The organism is Clostridium sp. AF23-6LB, assembly GCF_003461085.1.
In the GTDB taxonomy this organism is placed as follows: domain Bacteria; phylum Bacillota; class Clostridia; order Lachnospirales; family Lachnospiraceae; genus Coprococcus; species Coprococcus ammoniilyticus.
Genome location: NZ_QTWK01000005.1, coordinates 288,109 through 307,269 on the forward strand (window position 1 = coordinate 288,109; position 19,161 = coordinate 307,269).

Consider the following 19,161-nt stretch of genomic DNA (forward strand, 5'->3'; position numbering starts at 1 on the left):
AATAGTGGATGGTTTGCGCTGTCCACTATTTTTTATGCAATGGAGGTAAAAAGTCATTAGCGAATTAATGATTAACGAACAGATTAGAGACAGAGAAGTGCGCGTGATCGGCGAGGATGGTCAGGTGATCGGAATTATGTCCTCCAGAGATGCACTGAAGCTTGCAAAGGAAGCAGAGCTTGATCTGGTTAAGATCGCTCCACAGGCAAAACCACCTGTATGCAAGATTATTGATTATGGTAAGTACCGTTATGAGCTTGCTCGTAAGGAGAAAGAAGCCAGAAAGAAACAGAAGACAATGGAGATCAAGGAAGTTCGTTTATCTCCAAACATTGATACTAACGACTTGAATACAAAAGTAAATCAGGCAAGAAAGTTCCTGACACATGGCGATAAAGTAAAGGTTACGCTTCGATTCAGAGGTAGAGAGCTTGCCCATGTAGAACAGACAAAGGGCATTCTTGATGAATTTGCTGAGAAGCTTTCAGACATCGCAGTCATTGATAAGCCTGCCAAGTTTGAAGGAAGAAGTATGATAATGTTTTTAACTGAAAAACGTTAATTTACAATATGACATATATTAAGGAGGAAATACACACATGGCTAAATTAAAGACAAAAAGAGCAGCAGCTAAGCGTTTCAAGAAAACAGCTAACGGCGGCCTTAAGAGAAGCAAGGCTTACAAGAGTCATATCTTAACAAAGAAGACAACTAAGAGAAAGAGAAATCTTAGAAAGTTAACAATGACGGATTCAACAAATGAAAAGGTAATGAAGAAGATTTTACCTTATATCTAATAAATCAGGAGGAACTAGAGAATGGCAAGAGTAAAAGGCGGCGTTGGCGCTAAGAAAAAACATAACAGAACACTTAAGCTGGCTAAGGGTTACAGAGGAGCCAGATCAAAGCAGTATAGAGTAGCAAAGCAGTCAGTTATGAGAGCTTTAACAAGTTCATATGCTGGCAGAAAGCAGAGAAAGAGAGAATTCAGACAGTTATGGATCGCTCGTATTAATGCTGCTGCAAGAATGAATGATATTTCATACAGCAAATTAATGCACGGCTTAAAGCTTGCAGGTGTAGACATCAACAGAAAGATGCTTTCAGAGATGGCTATCAGTGATCCGGAAGGATTTGCTAAGCTTGTTGCTGTTGCAAAGGAAAAGCTTGCTTAATTTAAGATAAGCAGAAAAAACAGATCATGATGATTTTCGGAAGAAGATGGTTATGGTCTGTTTTTGCGTTATCGGAACGTTTGCCCGGCCAAGTGATCCGTTATTTTAAAGATCATAAATAAAAGGCGGACATTGACATAATTGCCTTTACAGAGTTGTCCTGTTCATACTATAATAGAACTGTACATTGAGCTAATTTATGGGACATGGAGGGTGACATATTATGTTTGTAGAACGAGTAACAAGAGAGCAGATGAAGATGTTCTTGGAGACATTCGCATGCTGCAGCGAACAGAAGAATCTTGTAATGAGATTAAATTACGCAGGAAAAGAACCATATCTGGATGTAACCAGATACAGTAACGGAATGATGTACACAGACTCTTACTATGATTTTGACAGTACATATTGCAGTAACCTGTGGAACAAATTCCTTTATACACAGTTTACACATGAGTACTACAGTGCATTTAAGGCACATCTGTTAGAAGACGTAGAAAAGAAGCTTACCAATATGATAAAAATTTGAGATGGAAAAAATCCCTGATGCCGGAAGCTGTATCCGCGTCAGGGATTTTGTCTGTAGATATATCCTTTATTCCGCAGAACGCTTTCGCTCTGTTTCTTACATAACGGTACTAAACTCCCCCCTGACGGTGGATCGTTAAGGACCGATGTAAGAAAAGGTCTGCTACATAAAGATATATCTACAGACAAAATCTTGACATTAGAAGCAAAACTTCCGGCATCGGGCTTTTGTGGACATAAAAAAGAAAACCTTTGAGGTTTTCTAAAAAATAAAGATGCGGGAGATGGGACTTGAACCCACACGCCGTTTCCAGCACTAGATCCTTAGTCTAGCCTGTCTGCCAATTCCAGCACTCCCGCATGTCTTATTTCGTACGGCTTACCGCCGACGCAAGTAAGATAATACCACTGTGCTATATAAATGTCAACAAGTTTTTTTACTTTTTTTTGAAAAAATCCAATGCACGCATTATGATAGAGGTTTTCATCATAAAATGGACACATTTACATGATAAACTTATAACGAAGTTTGTATGTAAAACGAAAAGATGCAAATATGATACATTTGTATTTTATACTGGCATAAGATCAGGGCATTTGTCAGAAAATGATATGTAACAGGAATAATACAGGAATCCTTAAGATTGTTTAATAAAATGAGGATTGCTTGATTATGCCAGACAGAGAGAGTAAAATTACAATGATTTAATTTGGAAAATATAGTATTTTCAGATATACATAAAAACAAAACAGCGCAAGCAAGGAGGCAACAATGCGGAAACGAATCAAAAAGGGTGTGGCATGTGTGTTATGTGCCAGCATGGTAGCTGCCCTTCTGGGTGGATGCAGCAGCAAAAATGCAGAAAGCAGCAAACCTTCTATTCATATTGAATCATATACAAAGGTGGGATATGATACGGTGACCGTTCAGTCAGGAGATATTTCACCAATCTTGAACTTAAAACTTTCCCCGGATGAATTTGAAACGAAAAATTATAAAGTTTCACAGGATGATTACGAAGTAGAAAAAGTTAATGTATCAAAGGGAGATCGGGTGAAAGCCGGAGATATCATGGTTCAGTTTAAGGCAGATGATATTCAGGATACGATCAAGGAATATACAGAGCAGAAGGCAGAGAATGAACTGCTGATCGAACATTATCAGAAACTGATGCAGATTGATGGATCAGAGGATTATTCTGATGATATTGCAAGTCTGAAAGAGGATATCCAGATCGCAGATACATATATTAAAGAACAGAACGAGAAGATGAAGGAGTATTGTCTGATTGCAGAAAAGGATGGAACTGTAACCTATGTCAATGAGTGGTTGGGATATGGATATGCAAGTTCATCCGATAATCTGGTGACCGTAGCATCCGGATCCTCTAATTATACAGCAACGACAGATGATGATTATGAATTTAAAAAAGGGGATGTCTATCAGGCAGATTATGAAGTGGCATCCTACGATATGAAGGTTATTGATGTCAGTCAGTATGAAGATAAGGCAACCGGTAAGCAGATGCAGAAAATCTTATTTGAGCCGGTAGACAGTATGGCAGGAATTTCAGAAGAAGATGTGCTGACCATGACGATCCATAAGCCGGTGATCAGCAATGTTGTCTATGTCGATGAAAAAGCGATCAATGAGAAGTCAGAAGATAATTATTATGTATTCACGATCAATGATGATGGCTTCCGGACAGCAGTTGATGTAACAATTGGTGAAACGGTAGACGGATATACGATTATTAAGTCTGGATTGAAGGCTGGAGAGCAGGTGACGGTAAATTGATAAAGAAGAGAATAATGATCAATAAAAAATCGTATGCAGTCAGAATGACAGCAATCGCTGTGGCAATGATGCTTGGTTTAACAGGCTGTGGGAAAAAAGAAGAAAAAGCACCGGAGCTGTTAGAACCGGTTACAACGAATGAGGCGTACCGTCCGGTCGAAAAGAGCGATGTTGGCAAGAAGATTATCAAGAATGGTGCGATTGTACCAACGGATTATTGTTATTTCTTTAAAACCTCAGCGACACTCTCAAAGGTTTATGTCAATGTAGGTGATTATGTTAAAAAGGGCACGGTTCTTGCAGAGGCAGATAGCGATGATACGACTTCAGGAATTGAAGACCTGAAAGCCTCTCTTTCCAGTGAGCAGCAGACCCATAATGTAAACGAAAAGATATACGAACAGAAACAGAAGGAACTGGATTATAAGATTAAAGCATGTAATGAGGCTGGAGATTCTGCCGGTGCGAAAGAAAACCAGAGCACAAAAGCAGTCAATGCCGAGAATAACCGGTATGATAACATGTTGTACAATTATAAGGTCAAGAAGCTCCAGCAGCAGATTGACGAGAAGGAATCTCTGGAAACCGATAATAAGCTCGTAGCAGAACAGGACGGCTATGTTACATATGCCAAGAGCCTGACGGATACAGATTCATCAGATGAAGGCGGCGGATCAATCTCCAGTGGTGAGAATGTTGTTATTATATCTGATTACAACACACCGTACATTGAGATCACCGGTGAGCAGATCACAAGAGATGGATATGCAAATTTTAACACCATGTATACGATGATCGATGGCAAACGGTATGAGCTGGAAGAATACAAATATTCCAATCAGGAGATCGCGGCAGCACAGAGTGCATCCAAGCTGCCATATGTCCGTTTTAAACTGAAAGATGTGGATAACAGCAAGATCTTAAAGACAGGAACACTGACACCGTTGTATTTCAGTACCTCAACTGCTGCAAATGTTCTTGTAGTCGGAAATGATTCTTTATACGAAGAAGGAGATAAGTATTTTGTATATGTGAAGACAGACAGCAGTGATAAGGAAAAGCGTGAGATCAAGATCGGTGCACAGGATGATAACTACACGGAAGTAAAGAGCGGTCTTTCAGAGGGAGATCTGGTTTATTATGATTCTGATTCAACGATCCCAAGTGACTATACAACATATGAGATTAAGCTGGGAACTTTTAAGACAACAGGAACCAGCAAATCCTATAAGATGGTAGATACCAATCAGATAACCTATAAAGCTCCTGTAGAAGGCTATTTTACACAGCTTGATCTGGCGGAAGGTCAGGAAGTGAAAAAAGGCGATCTGTTGTATATTGTTGACAGTGGTGGTGGTAGCGCAGAGCTGCTGGAGTTAAACTCCCAGATATCAGATGCAAAGAGTGATTATGATTCGACAGTAGCGGGCTATGAAGAGCAGATCAAGGATCTGAGAGCCGAGATTGAAGATTACCGTTCCGGCAGAAAGAAACAGCAGGTGGCAACACCGGGAGATGCTGATCCGGCAGATGATACAACGGATACTACAACAGATGACGGGGATGAAGAAGACGGTGATTACGATATCCCGGATCCAGATGATAATAATGGCAATACATTATACATGGTTGAGCAGCTTACCTGCCAGATTGAGATTGCAAAATACAATGAAGAGCTGGCAAAGATCAATTATAATACGACTGTGAATCCATTGATCGCAAAGCGTGATAAGCTGAACAAAAATAATGATGGAAAAGGTAATATCAGCGTATATGCAGAAAGCGACGGCGTTGTACAGAGTGTATATGCCAGTCAGGGAAAACAGATCAAAGAGGGTGACAAGGTTGTCAGCATAGGAAGCAATGAATCCAAGATGATGTCCTTATCCCTGACAGATAACGGTGGAAGCTCCAGACGTAACGGATATAGCGGAAGTGACGATACCGGAAGTGATAACAGCAATGCAACACTTCTGGTCAATCAGGAGGTTACTTTAATTGATCAGAAGGATGACAGCAAGAAGCTGACCGGAAGATGTATCGGAGCAACAGCGGATTCCAAGAAGGCTTATGTAACAACTATCGATGGTCAGGTATATATAACAAGCAGCTCCGGATCCGAAGATACCAGATATTATATACAGGTGGATGATAAGAGCTTCTATGATTCACCAAAGGGATATTTTGTAAGCTTTGCAAAAATGTCACTGGAAAATGTAGTAACAGTTCCAATGAATATTATTTATACAGAGACGGATAAGACATCCGGTAAATCCTATGAATATGTGTGGAAGCTTTCAAAGGATGAGATTGTAAAACAGTATGTAACAACAAGCACAGATACAAAGTCGTCAAATGCATGTGTACTTACCGGATTGTCAGAGGGAGATGTGATTCTGAAAGAATCCGGTTCTTCCGGCAGTGGTGACAATACAAAGAAAAAAGCCGATAGCAGCTCAGAAGAATAGAAGGGAGAAGAGGAATGTTTAAATTCTTAAGAAATAAATTACTGAATAAAAAGTGGCTGAATGCCTGTCTTCTTCTTGGTATTGTGCTTCTGGTTGCTGTAGCATCCTGTAATCCGATGTTCAAAAACGGTGCAATGGATATGACGCTGGCATCCAAGTTTGATTCAGCGATAGAAGATAACAATACATATTCAGCCGTGGTCGGAAGACAGGGCTCCTGCTCAACAGACAATTTCCCGGATTCTGCATCCGTACTTGACCGTATCAATGCATATGAAAAGAAGTGGATGAGTTACATTGACGTCCCGGTATTAAGCAGACAGAACAGATTGTTTATAGAAGGTACTTATGCAATGACCGGGCTCGGTTCCAGGAGATTTTTCAGTGTAAACTATATGCAGGATATGAGCGAACATATCAATATCACGTTTGGAGAGGGACTTGATACCGGGAAACCGGTTGAAGGTACTTATCCGGTGATTATCAATCAGCAGAATGCGGATACATATGATCTGGTTGTAGGTGAAACCGTATCAATTGATAAATTGGTAGACAAGGATGGAAAGCCGGTTACATTTACGGTTGTCGGAATCTTTGAACCAAAGGATACCAGTGATATATACTGGAAAGAGACACCGGCAGATTTTGATAAGATGATATTTACAGATCAGGCATCCTTTGATGAAACCGTTGCAAACTATGGTGTTTTGACAATATATTATGCGACATATAATATGCTGGATTATGCATATATCGATCATACAAATGCATCAGATATCCGTTATTATCTGAGTGCATTTTCAAAAGCAGATGGTAACTTTATTCAGAATTTCAGCAGCATACTTGCTGATTATCAGGACGATGCAACATCGATCATGATCATTATCTGGGTACTGGAACTTCCAATCCTGGTATTGCTTCTGGCATTTATCTATATGGTATCCAGTCAGATCCTGGAAATGGAGGACGGTGAGATTGCGATGCTAAAGAGTCGTGGTACCAGTACGAAACAGATTCTTGGCATCTATTTTGGAGAATCTGCGATCCTTTCTTTGATCGCGATCGTTATTGGTATTCCGGTCGGATATCTGTTGTGTAAATTATGTGCAAGTGCAACCTCCTTCCTGAAATTCAGCTTTGGTGATACACACTTTTATAAGCTGACATGGGGAATGTTATTATACAGTCTAATTGCTGCAGTTATCGCAATCCTGTTTATAACACTTCCGGTATTGAAATACGCGAAGAATTCGATAGTAGAGCAGAAGAGTAAACTTGGAAAGGTGAATACAAAGCCAATCTGGGAGAAGGCATTTCTGGATGTGATCCTGGTGGCAGTTTCCATTTACTTGCTGTACAACTACAATAAACAGAAGAGTGATATTGCATTAAGCATTCTGGCTGGAAACAAACCGGATCCATTGATCTTTTTGAATTCCTCCCTGTTTATATTTGCAGTTGGGCTGTTGATCCTGCGACTGATCAAATATCTGATCAAGTTCATTTATTTCATTGGTAAGAAGAGATGGTCACCTGCGGTATATGCTTCCTTCCTTCAGATCACCAGAACAGTGAAGAAGCAGGGCTTTATCTCTGTATTTCTGGTTATGACGATCGCCATGGGTATGTTTAATTCCAATATGGCAAGAACGATCAATGAGAACAATCAGGAGCGTATCGAATATAATCTTGGAACAGATATCGTTCTGAGTGAACAGTGGAAGATGGGAGCGTATCTGGATAAAGATAAGAAGAGTCACTGGTACTATGAAGAACCGGATTTTGAACGGTATACAGAGAATCTTTCCAATTCATGCAAACATCTGACCCGTGTGATCTATGATGACAATACAACGATCAAGGTTGGAGGTTCTGAACTTCCGGACTCTGTTCTGATGGGAATTAATACAAAGGAATTTGGTGAGACAGCCGAATTGAAGTCAGGCTTGAATGATGAACACTGGTATAATTACCTGAATAGTATTGCAACTGTTTCCAATGGTGTTATCATTTCATCAAATCTGGCAAAGGAATATGATCTGTCTGTTGGTGACAGCATTACATATGCAAGATACAGCCCGATGAAGACAAAGGAGCCGGTAGAGATCGCATCACCGTCCGGAACGATCTGCGCAATTGTAGATGCATGGCCTGGATTTAACCAGTACACATATGAGAAGGACAACAGTGGAAAGGTTGTTGAGAAGGAACGTTACCTGGTTGTTGCTAATTACGCATATGTTGTCAGTGCATTTGGGCTTACTCCATATCAGATATGGGGACAGCTTGCAGATGGACATGATTATCAGGAGGTCCTGGATACGGTTGAAAAGCAGGGTATTTTATTAAAGAGTTATCAGAGTGTAGATCAGGAAGTACAGAACATGCTGGAATCTCCGCTTGTACTGATCACAAATGGGTTATTCTCACTGAGCTTCCTGGTAGCAGTTATCCTCTGTACAGTAGGATTTCTCATCTACTGGATCACATCGATCAAGCAGCGGGAGCTTCTGTTTGGTATCTACCGTGCGATGGGTATGAGCATGAAGGAGATCAACAAGATGCTGATCAACGAGCAGATGTTCAGTTCCGTTCTTGCCAGTCTGGCAGGATATGGAGTTGGGGCGGCGGCTACTGCGTTGTTTGTAAAGCTGGTAGCGATCGTATATCTGCCGGAGTCGCATAACATAGCGATCAGCATAGCGGTCAACCCATTTGATATATTGAAACTGACGATCGTAGTTGTGGTAATGTTTATTATCTGCTTCATTGTTCTCCGGACAATCTTAAAGAAGATGAACATCACACAGGCATTAAAACTGGGGGAGGACTAAACAATGAATATGATTACTGCAAGAGGAATAAAGCGGTGTTTTACAGTTGGAAATGGCGAACCATTTTATGCTCTTAAAGGAATAGATCTGGATATCCCGGAAGGAAAGCTTGCGATCCTGAAGGGAAGATCCGGTTCCGGTAAAACAACCCTTTTAAATATTTTAAGTGCGCTGGATGAAGCAACGGAGGGGCAGGTGATCATAGAGGATCACGACCTGTCGGAGATGGCTGTACCGGAAAGAGAAAAACTCAGACGGTACGATATCGGATTTGTATTCCAGTCGGTAGCGTTGATTCCGATCATGAATGCATATGAGAATGTAGATTTTGGTTTAAGACTTGCGGAATATGAAGGAAACCGGGATTCCCGTATCCGTGAGGTTCTGGAGATGGTTGGACTTAGTTCCAGAATGTTCCATATGCCGAACCAGATGTCCGGTGGTGAGCAGCAGAGGGTTGCGATCGCAAGAGCGGTTGCCCATAAGCCAAGGGTAATTTTTGCAGATGAGCCGACAGGAGCTTTGGATACAGCATCCGGACTGAATGTTATGAAGCTGTTCAAGGATCTGGTGGCAAAAGAAGGAATCACGATCGTTATGACGACACATGATCCAAACCTGATGGAACTCGGAGACGTAGTATTTGAGATAGAGGATGGTGAGATCATTGGTAAAGCATAGTGGATTTTTTAAGAAAAAAGATAAAAATACGATTCCGGAAACTGATATGCAGGAAAATGCTGCACAGATGATGGAAGAACCAATAGATCAGGATCCTGTTCAGGAAGACGCCGATATCGCAGATACAGACATGAACGATATCGGTGTGCAGGAGACTGCAGTGGATGCTGGGAACGCTGTTGATGAAGCAGATATAGCAGATGACGATACAGAAACATCAGAAGATTTGGACGATACAGACAGAAACAGTCAGGCTGCGGAAGAATATGAAGAAACCGGCAATATCATTGACTGCGACAGTCTGGTTAAGATCTATAAAACAGATGAAGTTGAAGTAATGGCACTTCAGGGGCTGGAGCTTACGATCAAAAAGGGTGAGCTGATGGCAGTTATCGGTAAATCCGGTAGTGGTAAGTCAACGCTTCTGAATATGATCGGTGGACTGGAACGTCCGACAGCAGGAAAATTATATGTAGATGGAAAAGACCTTTTTGCAATGACAGACAAAGAACTGGTAGAATATCGGAAACATACCGTTGGCTTTGTATGGCAGAAGAATTCCAGAAACCTGCTTCCGTATATGACAGCTCTGGAAAATGTCCAGGTGCCGATGTATTTTGATAAAGACAATAAGGAAGACCGGGAAGCCAGAGCCTATGATCTTTTGTGCAAGGTTGGTTTAAAGGAAAAGGTAAATTCCTATCCGGCACAGATGTCCGGTGGTGAGCAGCAGAGAGTTGCAATTGCGATCGCACTTGCTAACAATCCAAAAATCCTGCTGGCAGATGAGCCGACCGGTGCAGTCGATTCCAAAACCTCAGATATGATTCAGGATCTGTTCCGGAAACTGAATGAGGAAATGGGTATTACAGTTATCATCGTAACGCATGATATCAGTCTTGCAAATAAGGTTGGACGTGTGGTTATGATCGCAGATGGTAAGATCAGTACAGAAAAGATCATGAAAGAGGATTACAGAAAACGGATCAATGACATGGAAAGCGAGAGCTTTAATGGAACCGATTCCCATGAAGAATATTCCATTATGGATAAGGCACACCGTGTACAGATCAGTGATGATATTCTGGAGGCTGCCGGAATTGATACAAACAAGGTAAAGATTCAGGTAGTGGATGGCAAGGTTGTTATTTCAAAAGAATAAATATCAGTTCAGAAAACGGCTCTGGATGCATATGCATTCAGGGCCGTTCGCAATATTTTCACATTTTCTTTCTTGCTTTTTCTTGCTATCGTGCGTTGGTTCGATTATAATAACTTTGTTTAGCTGATTTGGAATTTCGAGGAGGAAACCATGAAGAAGAGAAAATTAACAAAAATGTCGGCAGTGTTACTGGCAACAGCATTGTCTGCAGCAACTGTTTTTTCAGGATGTAATAAGAAGGTTGATTACGATATGGGTGATGGAACGCAGAAAGAAGGAAGTGCAGGAGAAGGCGGCGAATTATCGTCCCGTCTCGGTGTTCCGGAGTCTTATGAGGGTAAGCTGGATACCGGTGATTCCGGTATCAAAGAGATTACCATTAAAGATGATGATATCATAACACCAGATTCCGACAGTATGTCTATTGTGTCTTATAAGAAGAATTCCTTTGATAATGCATACAGGCAGAAGGTCTGTGAGGCAATCTTTGATAAGTCAAAGGGTATCTATGTATATGACTTTGAGCACCAGACCAAGAGTGATCTGCAGACTCAGATTGATTCATATCAGACGATGTTAGAGGATGCGAAGGAAGCTGGAGATACAGATACAGAGGATTATTGTAAGGAATACATATCCTATCTGGAAAATGAAATGGCAACGGCAACGGATGAGAGAGAAGGAGCCGGTGATTACAGTGCATCGGATTATATCGGACAGATTGGCGATAATCAGTTCATGCTCTCATTTTCAGAGGGAACAGAAGGGTTAAATGCAAGCTTTGATCTTTCTTATTATCCATCCGAAGGCATGATCAATTACAGACCATATGAGGGTGCATCCTTTGTATATGCTTATGACGCAAAGTATGGAGAAGAGGGGATTGATGACAGCATTGTAAATACTTGTACATTTTCTGAAGATGAAGCCGTATCACTGGCACAGGAATTTCTTGCCGGATGTGGAATTGATGATGTGATCGTTACAGATAAATCTCCGTTATTATGGGAGTATTATGACAGCTCTTATAATGTGATTGCAACAGAGTATGAAGGTTATATTGTAAACTTTGGACGTTCTGTCAATGGAACTGCTCCATACAGTGCGGATCTGTCTATGGTTGACACTCTTTCAAGCGATGAGGATGATGCCTGGTATGATGCTCCAACAGAGACGTTCTCCATTCAGATCGACTCCAATGGCGTGATCAACGCAAGCTGTTATCCATTGTTAGTTTCAACCGGTGAGGATCAAAAAAATGTAGATCTTTTGAGCTGGAAGGAGCTTTTAAAGGAACTGGATAAGAATGTTGCACAGTATTATACAGATAATAAGACTTCCTACAGCGATATTGAATTTAACGATGTCAGATTGACATATTACTGTATTAAGGATGATTCTCAGGATGATGTATATAATTATGTTCCTGTATGGATATTTGCACAGGCAGACGAAAATGATGGAACATATGATTTTGACTATCCGGTACAGGCACTTATGGTAAATGCAACCGATGGAACAATCTACAATCTGAAAGATGTTCTGGAGGCCGGTTCGATCTCATACAGTGATTATTACGATGATCAGGGTGATATGATCGATGGATACGAATATGATGACAGTGATATGGAAAGTATAGATTCAGATGGCAGTGATGACGGATCCGGTGATTCATCAGATGGCAGTGATGACGGATCCGATGATTCATCAGATGAGATAGAGGATGGATCCGATGAAGGGATCATTGACGACGAAGGTCTGTTAGAGGATGATGTTGTAGAATAATACAATCCTACAGGAAAATAAGGTGTCATACGACGCCAGACTATAAAGATGCAGGACGAGTGATATTTTTTATCATTTGCCCTGCGTTTTTTATTGGTTTTGGTATTGACAAAAATACCCCTATGGGGTATATATATCGTATCCGGGATCATTAAAATTGGATACAAAAAATAAATGTACAGATACAGATGGATGAAAAAATTCAGGAAACAGACAGAAGGGAGCGGACAAGAATGGAAGAACCATGTTGCCATTGTCATAAAACAAAACAGAGAACAGAAGGTGAATATAAGAAGCTGATGAACCGGCTGAACCGGATCGAGGGACAGATCCGGGGAATCAAGGGAATGCTGGAAAAGGATGCATATTGTACGGACATATTAGTACAGGTTGCCGCTGTCAATTCTGCATTGAACAGCTTTAATAAGGAACTTCTTGCAGAGCATATCCGAACCTGTGTGATCGAGGATATCAAAGCAGGAAAAGAAGATACGGTGGATGATCTGGTAGATACCATTAAGAAATTAATGAAATAAACACATAGAAATTTTCTGTCTGGAAGATCGTATGAGAATATGTTCGTATGATTGCTTTGGATATGAAACATAATAAAAATGTGTTTAAGATATAATGAAGGCATAGAATGTGCGAAGCACATGATAAAAGCTTGATAAGAGGGTGAATGAATTGGATAAATATAACGTAACAGGAATGAGCTGCAGTGCCTGCAGCGCAAGCGTAGAAAAGGCAGTGAAGAAAGTAAAAGGGATTGACAGTTGTACCGTCAGCCTGCTTACAAATTCGATGACAGTAGAAGGACATGCTGATCCTAAGACAGTTATTGAAGCAGTAGAAAAGGCAGGATATGGAGCCAGTCTGATGACAGGAGAAGACCGGAAGAATGTCGGGAAGAAGCAGGCAGCGGATGCAGATGAATTGGATAATCATGCAGCCCTGCACAAGATGAAGGCCCGGCTGATCGCATCTATCGTTCTGTTAATTCCGCTGATGTACATTTCCATGGGACATATGATGTGGGGATGGCCACTGCCGGCGATTATCAGTGATAACCATGTCGCTATGGGACTGATCCAGATGTTATTTGCAATTGCGATCATGGTTGTAAACCAGAAGTTTTTTATTAATGGATTTAAGGGTGTGATCCATGGAGCACCGGGTATGGATACATTAGTAGCACTTGGCTCAGGCGCATCCTTTATTTACAGCACATATGTATTATTTGCAATGACAGATGCCGTGATGCGGCAGGATAATGACCGTGTTATGACCTTGATGCATGATTTTTATTTTGAATCGGCAGCGATGATTCTTGCACTTATAACGGTTGGTAAGACACTCGAGGAATATTCCAAAGGTCGTACGACAGATGCCTTAAAGGGATTAATGAAGCTTGCACCCAAAACAGCCCTTGTTCTTCGTGATGGAGAAGAACAGGAAGTTGCTGCTGAGGATGTGGTAGTTGGAGAGGTATTTATCGTCCGTCCGGGATCCAGTGTTCCGGTAGATGGTGTGGTTATAGAAGGAAACAGTGCGGTTGATGAGTCTGCTTTATCCGGTGAGAGTCTTCCGGTCGATAAAGCAGAAGGAGATAAGGTATCTGCCGCAACGATCAATAAATCCGGTTATCTGAAATGTCGGGCAACCAGAGTCGGTACAGATACGACTTTATCCCAGATCATAGAGATGGTCAGTGATGCAGCAGCAACAAAAGCACCGATCGCAAAGATTGCGGATAAGGTATCCGGTATCTTTGTTCCGGCTGTCCTGATCTGTTCCTTGATCACTATTATTGTATGGATCATTGCAGGAGAGAGCACAGGCTTTGTACTTGCCAGAGGTATATCGGTGCTTGTGATCAGTTGTCCATGTGCACTTGGACTTGCAACACCGGTTGCCGTTATGGTAGGTAACGGTGTCGGAGCAAAGCAAGGTATCCTATTTAAGAATGCGGCAGCACTTGAGATGACAGGAAAAACAGATGTGGTTGTACTGGATAAGACAGGAACGATCACAAATGGAACGCCGGAAGTGGTAGATGTAGTTCCGGGAAATGGATACAGTGAGGCAGACCTGCTTACCTTTGCAGCAAGTCTGGAACAATACAGTGAGCACCCGATAGGCAAAGCCATTATGGAATATGTCGGACAGAAAGGGATCAAGCCACAGAAGATTGAAGATTTTCAGGTGCTTCCGGGAAATGGACTCCGCTGTAGATTAAGCAGTGAGGCGGTTTCACAGAATGAAAGAGGATTTTGTGCAGGACAGAACCATTCTCAGATATCAGATCATATTTTGCTTGGTGGAAATGGAAAATTTATCAGCCAGTATGTAACCTTATCCGAGGCGGATAAGACACTGGCAGAAGAATTAGCTTCACAGGGCAAGACCCCGATCTATCTGGCAATCGATGAGAATAAACTGATTGGTATCCTTGCAGTTGCAGATACGATCAAAGAGGATGGAATCCTTGCGATCAAAGAATTAAAAGAGATGAATTATTCAGTTGTTATGTTAACCGGAGATAATGCAAAGACAGCAGAAGCAATCGGTAAACAGGCAGGTGTTGACCGCGTGATCGCTGATGTACTGCCGGATGGAAAAGAAGCGGTAGTAAGAGAACTGATGAAGGAGCACCGTGTGATCATGGTTGGTGACGGCATTAATGATGCCCCTGCATTAACCCGTGCGGATATTGGTATGGCGATCGGAGCCGGAACCGATGTTGCAATCGATGCGGCAGATGTGGTACTGATGCGGGAAGGTCTTCGAACCGTTCCTGCAGCAATCCGGTTAAGTATGGCAACGATACGAAATATCAAAGAGAACCTGTTCTGGGCATTTATTTATAACATTATCGGAATACCGCTTGCCGCAGGTGTCTGGTATCCGATGTTTGGCTGGAAATTAAACCCGATGTTTGGAGCATTTGCCATGAGCCTTTCCAGTTTTTGTGTAGTAATGAATGCATTACGGTTGAATTTCGTGAAGATATATGTTAATAATAGTAAATACAGAATACACCAAAAAATGGTATCAAAAAATGTTGAGGGAAATAATAAGATAGAAAAGGAGACTGGTACGATGAATAAGACGGTGTATATAGAAGGAATGATGTGCGGACACTGCGAGGCAAGAGTGAAGAAAGCATTTGAGGCACTTCCACAGGTAACAGAAGCGGAGGTCAGCCATGAGAAGAAGCAGGCGGTGCTTACTTTAAGTGGCGAGTTATCCGATAAAGAGATTAAGAATACAGTGAAGGAAGCCGGATATAAGGTAACTTCGATCAAGTAAAATAGAAATACGGGATAAAAGATAAAATGGCAGGGCACGGTTTATGGTGTCCTGTCATAAATTAATAAGAAGGAAATTGTCTATGAAGAAACTATTGAACAGGTTATTTAGTCGAATGGTAATTACATGTCTGCTGGTAGCGGCACAGTTGATCTTCTTTATGGTAGAAGTATTAAAGCTGCAGCAATACTATGTATTGGTGGCGGCTATTCTGCATTTGTTAAGTTTTATAGCTGTGATGCATCTGTTATTAAAGGATGTGAATCCGTCAATTAAACTGGCATGGATCGTTCCGATCCTGATGTTTCCGGTCCTCGGTGGTCTGCTTTATCTGCTCTATGGACATATCATTATGCCGAAGAAGTTAGAGAAATACATGAAGCATGCGGCAGAATGGGACTACGAGACGGATCTGTATGCAAATATGGCATATTTCAGTGATGTGATAAAGGGGCAGCCGCCATACCGGTTGTTCAAATATACAGAAGATTATGCAGGTTCGCTTGTATATCAGAATACGGATGTCCGGTATTATCCGATGGGGGAAGATGTCTGGCCGGATTTTGTCGATGACCTGAAATCGGCAAAAAAGTATATTTTCCTTGAATATTTCATCATCAATCCGGGCGAAATGTGGAATACGGTGCTTGAGATCTTAAAAGAGAAAGTAAAAGAGGGCGTGGAAGTCCGCCTGATCTATGATGATATTGGCTCAGTCTTTTATGTGCCAAAGTATTACTGGCGTGAGATGGAGAGCTATGGGATTAAATGTATGGCATTTAATCAGGTGGTTCCATTTCTGGCAACGATCTTTAATAACAGGGATCATCGGAAGATCGCGGTTATGGATGGTACGGTCGCTTATACCGGCGGTTTTAATCTATCCGATGAATACATTAATAAGAAATCACCTTATGGCAGATGGAAGGATAACGGTATCCGTATGGATGGAGATGCTGCATGGCGTTTTACGATCCTGTTCCTTCAGTTATGGAACAGTATCCGGAATGAAGATAAGCATATCTTAAGCTATCGTCCGGCAGAGCAGAAGAAGCATTTGAATGATGGATATCTTCAGCCATATACGACCAATCCGCTCAAGAAGGAGCCGCTTGGTGAGAACATATATATGCAGATGATCAATGATGCAAAGGAGTATGTATACATCTTTACTCCATATCTGATCGTATGCAATGAGATGATGACAGCATTAAAGCTTGCGGCAAAGAGAGGCATCGATATCCGAATCGTAACACCGGCGATCCCGGATAAGAAGATGATCTTTCGTATGACACAGTCGAGTTACAAAGAGCTGCTTCGTGCCGGCGTGAAGATCTATCAGTACACACCGGGATTTATCCATTCCAAATGTATCCTGACGGATGATAATCTGACATCAATCGGTTCTATCAATATGGATAACCGAAGTTTTTATCATCATTTTGAATGCGGTGTATTGGTATATGATTCCAGTATCATTGCAGAAGTGAAGTATGATATGCTTTCAACGATGAAGGAATCAGAGGAGATCACGCTGGACTGGTGTAAGGAGCATATGTCCAGAATTACACTGGTGGATGCCTTCCTCAGACTCCTGTCACCATTGCTATAGGAATAAAGGTAAAGAGAGAAAATGACAAAAACAAATAAGAAACAAAAAGCCGGAGATCAAAAGCCGGCTTTTTCAAAAATGAACGATTTTAAAAAAGAAGCGGCATTTCATATTTTTAAAGAAAGCATTACAACGGCATTCCTACTGTACATGTTTGTTGTTTTTCCATTGGTTCTTCATGATGGATATATGGATATTACGATCACAAAATACAATTTCTTTAAAAATGGAGTATTGATCTATGGGATATTGATGTGTCTGACATTTATACTCGGATTTACGGATCATATGGAAGAGCATACGGATGCTGCAAAAAAAACGGGAAGAGGCAGAAATTTTCTGGCGTCGGATATCTGGATGGGAGCCTTTGTGCTGTCAGGCACACTTGCATGGATCATGGCAGATGATAAAATGGCAGCCTACACCGGATCCATGGGAAGACGCTGCGGACTGGAATTTCTGGTGCTTGTGCTTGTGCTTTATATTGGCATTGGAAGCGGATATAAATGGCAGCAGATCCTGGCACCGGTGTTTTCTGTTATCAGTGGACTTGCATTTTTGATGGGAAGCTTACAACACCTGGATATTGATGTGTTTCATCTGTTGTCACATATCAGAGAGGATCAGCAGGCGATGTTCCTGTCCTCCTTTGGAAATATTAATATATTTGCTGGCTTTGTCTGTACCAGTGTTGCATTCTTTTCCGGTATGTATCTGATCGAAGAAAAGCGGGCATACCGGATCTGCTATATGGCAGCCCTTCTGTTGGGCGGAGCCGCCTTGATCGCGGCAAATAGTGACAGTGCATATATGGGACTTGCTGCAGCATGGGTGATATTACTCTTTTTCGCATTAAAACGAAGCCTGTTTGCAGAATTTGTAACTGTTTGTACCACCTTTCTTTCCGGTTATACAATTATGGCGTGGATTACGACAGAAACCGGAAGGGGATATGAGAAGCTGTCCGGTCTGGCGAAGCTGGTGGATGCAAGAGACATATTGACTGTCTGTTGTGTGATCGGTATCTTGTGTGCGATATGGTTATCAAAGAAGAAATATAATACAGGAAGATCCGCATTATCCCGTTTGCTCATAGCAGGAATATTGCTCATAGCAGGGATCACCGTGACAGTTACCGGCTGTATCAACCATTGGGAGATCTTCGTATTTGATGATTTCTGGGGAGATTACAGAGGCTTCATCTGGTCGAGATTATGCCGGATCTATCAGGATCTGCCATTTGTTGATCAGGTATTTGGAAATGGAAATGAAAGCATCTATGCGCTGATGTCTGCCCGGTATTATGATGAGATGCTGGCAGTAACCGGAACGGTTTATGACAGTGCACATAATGAATATCTGCAGTATCTGGTCACGATGGGAGCTTTTGGCCTGATCACTTATGTAGGGCTGATCATTACTTCGATCCGTAACTGTGTGAAAACCTGGAAGGATGAACCGGTGATGCTTGCGGTTCTGATGCTTATCGTTTCTTATATCACACAGGCGTTCGTCAATGTAGAGCAGCCGATCACGACACCGTTCCTGTTTTTATTTGTGGCGATAGCAGCAGGAATCCGCAGAAACAGTTTGAAAAAAGACGGGAGCAGAACAAAGAAATAGTGGATGGTGGGATTATAAAAGTCCGGACTTGTCAAAGCAGATAGTTTCGTTGTATAATCACAAAGTGTGTGTAGATGAAGCAATGGCTGGAAATTGATCGGAGATATTTTAATTTTAGCGTATGACATCTGACTGATATAATATTCGGCTGGTATGCCATCTGGATACAGAATAAATAAGTAG

14 protein-coding genes, 1 tRNA gene and 1 other annotated feature (1 of these 16 only partly in view) are annotated in these 19,161 nt (G+C 41.5%); of the genes, 14 read left to right on the plus strand and 1 reads right to left on the minus strand.

Annotated elements, in window-relative coordinates:
- Window positions 1-40, plus strand: a sequence feature (ribosomal protein L20 leader region) (it extends 90 nt beyond the left edge of the window).
- Between the two features lie 27 nt (window positions 41-67).
- The 4 genes from infC to DWY07_RS12770 all read left to right on the plus strand — a co-directional run bounded on the left by infC (window position 68) and on the right by DWY07_RS12770 (window position 1,704).
- Complete coding sequence (gene infC / locus DWY07_RS12755; RefSeq protein ID WP_008401517.1) at window positions 68-562, plus strand: translation initiation factor IF-3; 495 nt, start codon at window positions 68-70, stop codon at window positions 560-562.
- A gap of 37 nt (window positions 563-599) precedes the next feature.
- A complete protein-coding gene (gene rpmI, locus DWY07_RS12760) occupies window positions 600-797 on the plus strand; it encodes a 50S ribosomal protein L35 (protein ID WP_008401518.1) in 198 nt (65 codons plus the stop codon).
- A 21-nt stretch (window positions 798-818) separates the two neighbouring features.
- Window positions 819-1,175 (plus strand): 50S ribosomal protein L20, encoded by a 357-nt coding sequence (rplT, locus tag DWY07_RS12765; protein WP_008401519.1) that lies wholly within the window; start codon window positions 819-821, stop codon window positions 1,173-1,175.
- 223 nt (window positions 1,176-1,398) lie between these two features.
- On the plus strand, window positions 1,399-1,704 hold the full coding sequence (locus DWY07_RS12770; RefSeq protein ID WP_008401521.1) for a hypothetical protein: 306 nt from the start codon (window positions 1,399-1,401) through the stop codon (window positions 1,702-1,704).
- A gap of 275 nt (window positions 1,705-1,979) precedes the next feature.
- Here the strand turns inward: DWY07_RS12770 and DWY07_RS12775 are convergent.
- A tRNA-Leu gene (locus DWY07_RS12775) sits at window positions 1,980-2,063 on the minus strand.
- Window positions 2,064-2,475: 412 nt separating this feature from the next.
- Between DWY07_RS12775 and DWY07_RS12780 the strand changes: the two genes are divergently transcribed.
- The 10 genes from DWY07_RS12780 to DWY07_RS12825 all read left to right on the plus strand — a co-directional run bounded on the left by DWY07_RS12780 (window position 2,476) and on the right by DWY07_RS12825 (window position 18,978).
- Window positions 2,476-3,501: a hypothetical protein gene (locus DWY07_RS12780; RefSeq protein WP_021943715.1), complete on the plus strand. Its 1,026-nt coding sequence runs from the start codon at window positions 2,476-2,478 to the stop codon at window positions 3,499-3,501.
- Window positions 3,498-5,969: a biotin/lipoyl-binding protein gene (locus tag DWY07_RS12785; RefSeq protein ID WP_117823524.1), complete on the plus strand. Its 2,472-nt coding sequence runs from the start codon at window positions 3,498-3,500 to the stop codon at window positions 5,967-5,969. The genes DWY07_RS12780 and DWY07_RS12785 overlap by 4 nt, the downstream gene beginning before the upstream one ends.
- Before the next feature lie 14 nt (window positions 5,970-5,983).
- On the plus strand, window positions 5,984-8,803 hold the full coding sequence (locus DWY07_RS12790) for an ABC transporter permease (protein ID WP_117823526.1): 2,820 nt from the start codon (window positions 5,984-5,986) through the stop codon (window positions 8,801-8,803).
- A 3-nt stretch (window positions 8,804-8,806) separates the two neighbouring features.
- Window positions 8,807-9,484: an ABC transporter ATP-binding protein gene (locus DWY07_RS12795; protein ID WP_117785052.1), complete on the plus strand. Its 678-nt coding sequence runs from the start codon at window positions 8,807-8,809 to the stop codon at window positions 9,482-9,484.
- The gene (locus DWY07_RS12800; protein WP_347465525.1) at window positions 9,462-10,646 is read left to right on the plus strand and encodes an ABC transporter ATP-binding protein; all 1,185 of its coding nucleotides are present in this window, start codon (window positions 9,462-9,464) and stop codon (window positions 10,644-10,646) included. The genes DWY07_RS12795 and DWY07_RS12800 overlap by 23 nt, the downstream gene beginning before the upstream one ends.
- Before the next feature lie 150 nt (window positions 10,647-10,796).
- The gene (locus DWY07_RS12805) at window positions 10,797-12,431 is read left to right on the plus strand and encodes a DUF6034 family protein (protein ID WP_117823528.1); all 1,635 of its coding nucleotides are present in this window, start codon (window positions 10,797-10,799) and stop codon (window positions 12,429-12,431) included.
- Window positions 12,432-12,664: 233 nt separating this feature from the next.
- On the plus strand, window positions 12,665-12,967 hold the full coding sequence (locus DWY07_RS12810) for a metal-sensing transcriptional repressor (protein ID WP_008401532.1): 303 nt from the start codon (window positions 12,665-12,667) through the stop codon (window positions 12,965-12,967).
- A gap of 151 nt (window positions 12,968-13,118) precedes the next feature.
- Window positions 13,119-15,743, plus strand: coding sequence for a heavy metal translocating P-type ATPase (locus DWY07_RS12815; protein ID WP_117823530.1), 2,625 nt, complete (start codon window positions 13,119-13,121; stop codon window positions 15,741-15,743).
- 82 nt (window positions 15,744-15,825) lie between these two features.
- Entirely contained in the window at window positions 15,826-17,355 is a 1,530-nt protein-coding gene (cls, locus tag DWY07_RS12820) for a cardiolipin synthase (protein ID WP_117823532.1), read from the plus strand.
- A gap of 21 nt (window positions 17,356-17,376) precedes the next feature.
- Window positions 17,377-18,978 (plus strand): O-antigen ligase family protein, encoded by a 1,602-nt coding sequence (locus DWY07_RS12825; protein ID WP_117823534.1) that lies wholly within the window; start codon window positions 17,377-17,379, stop codon window positions 18,976-18,978.
- Window positions 18,979-19,161 lie beyond the last annotated feature (183 nt).

Coding starts and splice junctions, on each gene's coding strand:
- infC (WP_008401517.1), top strand. CDS start 68: ATGATTAACGAACAGATTAGAGACAGAGAAGTGCGCGTGATCGGCGAG.
- rpmI (WP_008401518.1), top strand. CDS start 600: ATGGCTAAATTAAAGACAAAAAGAGCAGCAGCTAAGCGTTTCAAGAAA.
- rplT (WP_008401519.1), top strand. CDS start 819: ATGGCAAGAGTAAAAGGCGGCGTTGGCGCTAAGAAAAAACATAACAGA.
- DWY07_RS12770 (WP_008401521.1), top strand. CDS start 1,399: ATGTTTGTAGAACGAGTAACAAGAGAGCAGATGAAGATGTTCTTGGAG.
- DWY07_RS12780 (WP_021943715.1), top strand. CDS start 2,476: ATGCGGAAACGAATCAAAAAGGGTGTGGCATGTGTGTTATGTGCCAGC.
- DWY07_RS12790 (WP_117823526.1), top strand. CDS start 5,984: ATGTTTAAATTCTTAAGAAATAAATTACTGAATAAAAAGTGGCTGAAT.
- DWY07_RS12795 (WP_117785052.1), top strand. CDS start 8,807: ATGAATATGATTACTGCAAGAGGAATAAAGCGGTGTTTTACAGTTGGA.
- DWY07_RS12805 (WP_117823528.1), top strand. CDS start 10,797: ATGAAGAAGAGAAAATTAACAAAAATGTCGGCAGTGTTACTGGCAACA.
- DWY07_RS12810 (WP_008401532.1), top strand. CDS start 12,665: ATGGAAGAACCATGTTGCCATTGTCATAAAACAAAACAGAGAACAGAA.
- cls (WP_117823532.1), top strand. CDS start 15,826: ATGAAGAAACTATTGAACAGGTTATTTAGTCGAATGGTAATTACATGT.
- DWY07_RS12825 (WP_117823534.1), top strand. CDS start 17,377: ATGACAAAAACAAATAAGAAACAAAAAGCCGGAGATCAAAAGCCGGCT.